The sequence below is a fragment of the Bartonella sp. AA89HNZF genome, assembly GCF_042196905.1.
In the GTDB taxonomy this organism is placed as follows: domain Bacteria; phylum Pseudomonadota; class Alphaproteobacteria; order Rhizobiales; family Rhizobiaceae; genus Bartonella.
Genome location: NZ_JBHIRD010000019.1, coordinates 12,858 through 20,354, shown reverse-complemented (window position 1 = coordinate 20,354; position 7,497 = coordinate 12,858). Strand labels below are relative to the sequence as shown.

The following is a 7,497-nucleotide window of genomic DNA, read 5'->3' as shown; positions in this document are numbered from 1 at the left end:
GTCTTGAATTTGAGTGTGTTTGGTTTGAAGCGTTGTCGTATGACATGAGGGGCGTGATCGCCAAAAAGATATGTGAGAAACAAAAACATGGGGCAATGTGTAATCTCCACTCTTTAAAAGACAGGAGCTTTAGAGGCTTAAAAAATAGTGCTTTAGAGGCTTTTGAAAGTCGTAAAGCAGAGGAAAATGGTAAGATTGGAAATTGGTTTTTACCTTGACAACTTCATGTGCTCCCTAAATGAAGTTGTCTTCCCGTTACAGAAATTACATAAACAGAGAACCGCAATATCCTCTCTCCATTCTGGCATACAATAGCGGTAAAATACTGTCGTTTGAAGTGTGGTAATATAGGGCATACTTCCTGAAACGTTACAGTATTTTTTCGGTGTGTGTTGGATATTCTTAAATGTGTTTATCTTGCTGTAGGTTTAAGAGCATTCCATGCGGAGGAGCCCAAAGAAGCCCGCCCAAGAGTCCCCCGATATCCCCCGATATCCCCCAAGAGTCTCCAAGGGTTTTTGTGTTTTTATAAACGGACATGGTGTTTAAAAATGGGTGTTTAAAAATGGTTTTTTAGAATCTTTATCCTTTAAGAGCGGGGAGGCCAAGTCAACATCATCTTATAAAACTGCAATTGATGCACAATATCCATATTTATTTTAAAGAAATATCTCTTAAATAACGGCTCTCATTTATTTTACGATGGCGCCTAGTGGTATGATGGTAAAGCTCTTATACTCCAAATGCATTACATGAAAGGCTGAGAGGATAGGAGCTTGCTTTAAGAGAGGGAGAGGCTTTATTGTTTCGTGACTATTTGTTTACAGTTTAGTACAGGCTTTTAGAATCTACGTCTTTTTAGGGGTAAAGGGGCATTAAAAAACCCCGTTTTTAACAGGGTTTTTTAATTGTTCAATTTTTCTACAAAACTTAGAATTTATAAGCGATACCAAAGCGAACATCATGCGTTTGAGAAGAGATTTTAAGGTTATTGTTTGCAAATTTCTTTTTAAAAAAATCTGAATAACGATATTCTGTCCGCATAATGATATTGTTTGTCATTGCAAGATCAAAACCACCACCAACAGTGTAACCAAACATTGTTTTTGTCTCATCTAACACATTGCCAGAAGCAAAAATTGTCGAATCTTCTTGCGATTTTGATAAAAGTGACATGATATATTGCATCTGTCTATAGGCTATACCCCCTGCAATATAAGGCATAAGACGATGGGAAGCAAAACCTATACGCGCGCGCGTGGCACCAGACCACGTTTCTTTCAATGTTACACTGCTAACAACAATGTCACCATAGTTGGATATCGTTTCACCCTGAGCTGCAGGTTTTATGATAGGAATCCCAGCTTTTTTAAAGGCAATGTTAATGGAGTTTGATTCATCTAGAATTTTCTTTCCATTGTCTGTTTGGGTGCTTTTCCTCCCAGACCAGACCATGTCGGTATCAAAACTGAAAACAAGATCTCCCAGATCAATATTAGAACCTGCATACAAACCTGCTCTCAATCCTGATAGTTTCGGTGATAAATCTCTATCAACCCAAGCCCACTTTCCGTCCCTGGCTTCTTGTGCATAATTTAGAGTATTTTTATTGGAAAAATATCCAATTTGTCCTCCAAAATAAAAACCAGACCAAGAAAAAGGCGCAGAAACAGTAACCGGTGAAATACGTGATGACGAAACATCTTGCAATGAAACCTTCGGTTCTGATTGCTTAAAGATTACTGTATCTGCTGCTTGCGCTGTTGAAGCGGTAATGAAGGTGAAAATAGATAGTGCAACTAAACATTTTGTTTTCATAAAAACGTCCCCAATTTATTTCAGATACAAATCGCATTATATACGAATTGGTTAAAAAAATCTATATTTAATACCATTATGAAAACTAAAACATTCAAAAACTCTATAATTATCCATATTTAAGCGTTCTTGAAACTTGTTTTCATGCTATTATCCCGCGTTTATATTGATTTTTCAGTATTTTTATATACTCTTTCAGTGTTCTCTGTGTTTTAGAAAAAATTATAGTATAGTAAACAAGCTTTCTATTTATTAAAAAAATATTACTTTATATATATTAAAACACTTTTTGTTGTTAAATGTATTATCCATTATGATTGACACCAATGTGCTTAAATATTCAATTTATCGTAAAAATGCATATTGGTACCGTCATATTCGTTGCTCGTTTTTGATATTGCATAGCTTTGTATTGCGGTAGCCTTTTGAGCACTCGAGGGGATGGGCGACTTTATTTCTTTTTTATCTATATGCCACTTTTGCTTATAATAATCTAAGCGAATAGTTTTGATTGATTGAATGGAATACGAAGAATCAGAAGGAGTAAAGTGCGAGAATCTCAAGTCTCATGAGGTTTCTTATGCGCCATGTAAAACGGATAAACTCTCCGTTCCGTTCGCTTAAAGCCGGAACGTGGATGAGAGCCTAAAAACTGAATGTCGTTGGCTATTTTAAAGAGATTAGCGCGTGCATTCAGGTTTTTGTGGAAATGGGTGAGGGCGCCATAATGGGCAAATGCCTCCAATTTCTTGCGAGCTGTCAAGGATATCCCCGTTAGAGAGCTGATTGTTTCAGCAAAGGTCAAAACCTTTCGGTGCATTGAATTTTGTTCCAACAGCTGTTCCTCTATTGAGCACCCCCATCTTCACGCTTCATAAAAGAGACATTTTTCAATGTTCCTAAACCCATTTCATGACAGCGATTGTGAATGATATAATAATAAATCTATTGAGCACTCCCATCTTCACGCTTCATAAAGGAGACATTTCTCAATGTTCCTAAACCCATTTCATGACAGCGATTGTGAATGGTATAATAATAAATCTATTGAGCACCTCTTTTACGCTTCATAAAGGAGAAAGTCGGTACCATTACTATATTTGCCAGTTCGTAGGGTGTTGTGACAGCCCTCTCCACAATGTTGTGACAGGAGGCCCCTTTGTCCGTTGTGACAGTCCTTGGCACTTGAGGTTGTTCATTAGAGGCGTTTGTAGTCCTTATCGGATACAATTTCTATTCATACATTCATTGCGTTTGTGATGTGCAAGTCAGTGATTTTGATTGATGCAACATGGGACAGATTTAAAATGAGAAAATCTTACGGTATTTAGGATTCTCGTTCAATATGGATAACGCTAGATTATTATTATAAATAAACACATTATCTCATTGAGATAAGAGTTATTTACCCAATGTTATCAATAATGATAACATTGTAAAGCGTAACTACGATGAATTCATTAATCTTTTTATACTTCGATTGAAATTATGTCTATTAATACCGATTTTTTTGAGCTAATTTTGTTTGGTTGATAGCTAATAGATTTTCAAAATCAAGACGCGAAGCTAGAATGAAAAACACCTTAAGGTCATATCCCTTTAAATCAATTTTTGCCATTATAGCTATTGGGTGTTGAGCTATGACTATCCATGCCTTTCCAAAATCGTTGTGCCTTTTAAGTACAATATAAGCAACAAAAACACCCATAGCATAAATGCGGCTCAGAGCCTAAAATGAACGCTGTGGGTAATTGTTATCGGTCATCATCGGGGTGTAAAACACCCCGATCTTTTGACAGAAAGATTTGTTTTAAGATGTTTGTATCTTTTTTAGTGAGTTGTTTATTGGGGAGCAATCATCTTTTTGGGATCAACTAATCGGTCATAATCCTCTACAAAAACCCCTGCTTTTAATGCTTCGGTGCGCAAAGTTGTATCATTTTTATGCGCTGCTTTGGCAATTTCAGCAGCTTTTTCATAGCCAATTTCTGGTGCAAGAGCTGTGACTAACATGAGTGAGCGCTCCATGAGCGAGTGAATATGAACACGATTGGCCCGTAATCCTTGAATACAATGCATATCAAAAGAACGCATGCAATCACCAAGAAGGGTAATTGATTGTAAAACGTTATAGCCGATAACAGGTTTATAAACGTTGAGTTCAAAATGTCCTTGGCTTGCGGCAAAGGTTACGCTGGTGTGATTACCAAAAACTTGGCATGCGACCATGGTTAAGGCTTCACATTGCGTGGGGTTGACTTTGCCGGGCATAATAGAAGATCCGGGTTCATTTTCAGGAAGACTGAGTTCCCCTAAACCGGAACGTGGACCAGAGCCTAAAAACCGAATGTCATTGGCAATTTTAAACAGATCAGCAGCTAAGGCATTCAAGCTCCCGTGGAAATGCGCAAGGGCGCCATGATGGGCAAGTGCTTCAAATTTATTGCGGGCAGTTTGGAACGTTATTTCTGTGAGAGTGCTCACTGTTTGCGCAAAAGCAACGTCAAAACCTTTGGGTGCATTCAGTCCTGTGCCAACAGCCGTACCACCTTGAGCAAGCATTTGGACATCGGTTAGAGCATTTTTAATACGCTGAAAATTGGCTTCTAATGCGGCACGATAGCCTGAAAATTCTTGCCCTAAGGTTAAAGGGGTTGCATCTTGCGTATGGGTGCGGCCGATTTTAATGATATCTGCAAATTCTTGCTCTTTTTGTTTTAATGTCGCAATAAGAGCTTCAAGGATTGGCAGTAAGTGTTGGCGTGTTTGCAACGTGGTGGCAATGTGAAGCGCCGTGGGAAAGGAATCGTTCGATGATTGGCTCATATTGACATGGTCATTGGGATGAACTGGTTTTTTGCTTCCAAGTTTTCCTCCCAAAATCTTACTAGCACGATTAGCAATGACTTCATTGACATTCATATTGCTTTGTGTGCCAGAACCTGTTTGCCAGACGGACAGTGGAAAATGCGTATCAAAATCGCCGGCAAGCACTTCATCAGCGGCGGCAATAATTGCTTTTCCAATATTTTCTGGTAGTTTTCCTTTGCCCATATTTACAATCGCTGCTGCTTTTTTGACAAGGACTAAGGCATAGATGATGGCAAGAGGCTGCTTTTCACTGCCAATATTAAAATTATGCAGAGAACGTTCAGTTTGTGCGCCCCAATAACGATCTTGACGTACCGAAATCGTTCCAAAGCTATCCGTTTCCTGACGTGTTTCAACCATGATAAGATCCTTTTTTGTTCACGGGTTCTCAAAAAAGATAGATAACGCGAAAGTGCAATAAGAGGCAAGACTTTGAAGCTTCATTTAGAGAAATTATTTTTATGGCTATTCTTGACATTGAGAGATGCCGATTTTATATCTAATACATGCTAGCACTCGTAGCTTGAGAGTGCTAGCAAGAACTTTTAAGATTAATGCAATTATGTTCAGTTTTAAGGATTTAAAACATGGCTAATATACAATTCCGCCCACTTCACGACCGTGTCGTTGTCCGTCGGGTTGAATCTGAAAATAAAACGGCTGGTGGGATTATCATCCCTGATACAGCAAAAGAAAAACCCCAAGAAGGCGAAGTGATTGCTGTTGGCAATGGCGCTCTCGATGATAACGGAAAGCGCGTGCCTTTAGAAGTCAAAACAGGAGACCGTATTTTGTTTGGAAAATGGTCTGGAACTGAAGTCAAGATTAATGGGGAAGACCTCCTCATCATGAAAGAATCTGACATTATGGGAATTATGGGCTAATTGAAGCGCTTAATTTTTCATTGTGTACTATTTTGAGAAAACTCCAAGGAGAAATTAAATGGCTGCTAAAGAAGTCAAATTTGGCCGTGAAGCGCGTGAGCGTTTGTTGCGCGGTGTCGACATCCTTGCTAATGCTGTTAAGGTGACACTCGGCCCTAAAGGTCGCAATGTGGTGATTGATAAATCATTCGGTGCGCCTCGTATCACAAAAGATGGTGTATCCGTTGCAAAGGAAATCGAACTGGAAGATAAGTTCGAAAATATGGGTGCACAAATGTTGCGCGAAGTTGCTTCTAAAACCAATGATATCGCTGGTGATGGAACAACAACAGCAACTGTTTTAGGACAAGCTATTGTGCAAGAAGGTGTTAAAGCTGTTGCTGCGGGCATGAACCCAATGGATCTTAAACGTGGGATTGATGCTGCTGTTGAAGAAGTGGTGGCAAACCTCTTCAAAAAAGCAAAAAAAATCCAAACTTCAGCAGAAATTGCACAGGTGGGAACAATTTCCGCTAATGGCGCTGCTGAAATCGGTAAAATGATCGCTGATGCTATGGAAAAAGTGGGCAATGAAGGCGTCATTACCGTGGAAGAAGCTAAAACCGCTGAAACGGAATTAGAAGTCGTTGAAGGAATGCAATTTGACCGTGGGTATCTTTCCCCTTATTTTGTCACAAATGCTGAGAAAATGGTCGCTGATCTTGATGATCCTTACATTCTCATTCACGAAAAGAAATTGTCTAATTTGCAATCTCTTCTTCCTGTGCTTGAAGCTGTTGTTCAGTCTGGAAAACCACTTCTTATCATTGCTGAAGATGTGGAAGGTGAAGCTTTGGCAACGCTCGTTGTCAACAAATTGCGTGGTGGTTTGAAAATTGCTGCTGTAAAAGCTCCTGGATTTGGTGACCGTCGTAAAGCAATGTTAGAGGATATCGCTATCTTGACATCCGGACAGGTTATTTCTGAAGATGTGGGCATTAAACTTGAAAATGTCACTTTGGATATGCTTGGACGTGCAAAGAAAGTGAATATTTCTAAAGAAAACACCACCATTATTGATGGTGCTGGACAAAAGGCTGAAATTACTGCTCGCGTCAATCAAATCAAGGCTCAGATTGAAGAAACAACTTCTGACTATGACCGTGAAAAATTGCAAGAAAGACTTGCTAAACTCGCTGGTGGTGTTGCTGTTATCCGTGTGGGTGGTGCAACAGAAGTTGAAGTGAAAGAAAAGAAAGACCGTGTTGATGATGCTTTGAATGCAACACGTGCTGCTGTTGAAGAAGGTATTGTTGCTGGAGGTGGTACCGCATTGTTGCGTGCAGCAAATGCGTTGACCGTTAAGGGAAGTAATCCTGACCAAGAAGCTGGTATTAGTATCGTTCGTCGTGCTCTACAAGCACCAGCGCGCCAGATTGCAAGCAATGCTGGTGAAGAAGCCGCTATTATTGTGGGCAAAGTGCTGGAAAATAATGCTGACACTTATGGTTACAATACCGCAACTGGTGAATTCGGTGATTTGATTGCTTTGGGAATTGTTGATCCTGTGAAAGTTGTGCGTTCTGCTCTTCAGAATGCGGCTTCAATTGCGAGCCTTCTGATCACAACAGAAGCAATGGTTGCTGAAGTTCCAAAGAAAGATACACCAATGCCTCCGATGCCTGCTGGTGGAATGGGCGGAATGGGCGGAATGGATTTCTAAGCTCTTTTCCATAGAAATAATAAAGAAACGGGTCTTCTGGGCCCGTTTTTTTTATGCTTTTTCACGTTTAGCAACTTTACGTTTTTCAACCGGTGAATTCGGTGATTTGATTGCTTTCAAGAATTGTTGATCCCGTGAAAGTTTTTGCGTTCTGCTCTTCAGAATGCGGCTTCAATTGCGAGCCTTCTGATCACAACAGAAGCAATGGTTGCTGAAGTTCCA

The 7,497-nt window shown here is 39.7% G+C and carries 4 protein-coding genes and 2 pseudogenes; 3 read left to right on the top strand and 3 right to left on the bottom strand.

Annotated elements, in window-relative coordinates:
* Positions 1-218, top strand: a pseudogene (locus ACFIN0_RS07880) (hypothetical protein); the annotation flags it as partial.
* A 712-nt stretch (positions 219-930) separates the two neighbouring features.
* Here the strand turns inward: ACFIN0_RS07880 and ACFIN0_RS07875 are convergent.
* The 3 genes and pseudogenes from ACFIN0_RS07875 to fumC form a co-directional block, all read right to left on the bottom strand.
* Positions 931-1,818 (bottom strand): outer membrane protein, encoded by an 888-nt coding sequence (locus ACFIN0_RS07875; protein ID WP_375702267.1) that lies wholly within the window; start codon positions 1,816-1,818, stop codon positions 931-933.
* Positions 1,819-2,443: 625 nt separating this feature from the next.
* A pseudogene (locus tag ACFIN0_RS07870) lies at positions 2,444-2,663 on the bottom strand (lyase family protein); the annotation flags it as partial.
* Positions 2,664-3,660: 997 nt separating this feature from the next.
* Entirely contained in the window at positions 3,661-5,049 is a 1,389-nt protein-coding gene (fumC, locus tag ACFIN0_RS07865) for a class II fumarate hydratase (protein WP_375606494.1), read from the bottom strand.
* Positions 5,050-5,276: 227 nt separating this feature from the next.
* On the opposite strand from fumC, the gene groES reads away from it, so the two are divergent.
* Complete coding sequence (groES, locus tag ACFIN0_RS07860) at positions 5,277-5,573, top strand: co-chaperone GroES (protein ID WP_005774667.1); 297 nt, start codon at positions 5,277-5,279, stop codon at positions 5,571-5,573.
* Between the two features lie 58 nt (positions 5,574-5,631).
* Complete coding sequence (gene groL, locus ACFIN0_RS07855; protein WP_375606493.1) at positions 5,632-7,275, top strand: chaperonin GroEL; 1,644 nt, start codon at positions 5,632-5,634, stop codon at positions 7,273-7,275.
* The last annotated feature ends 222 nt before the right edge of the window (positions 7,276-7,497 follow it).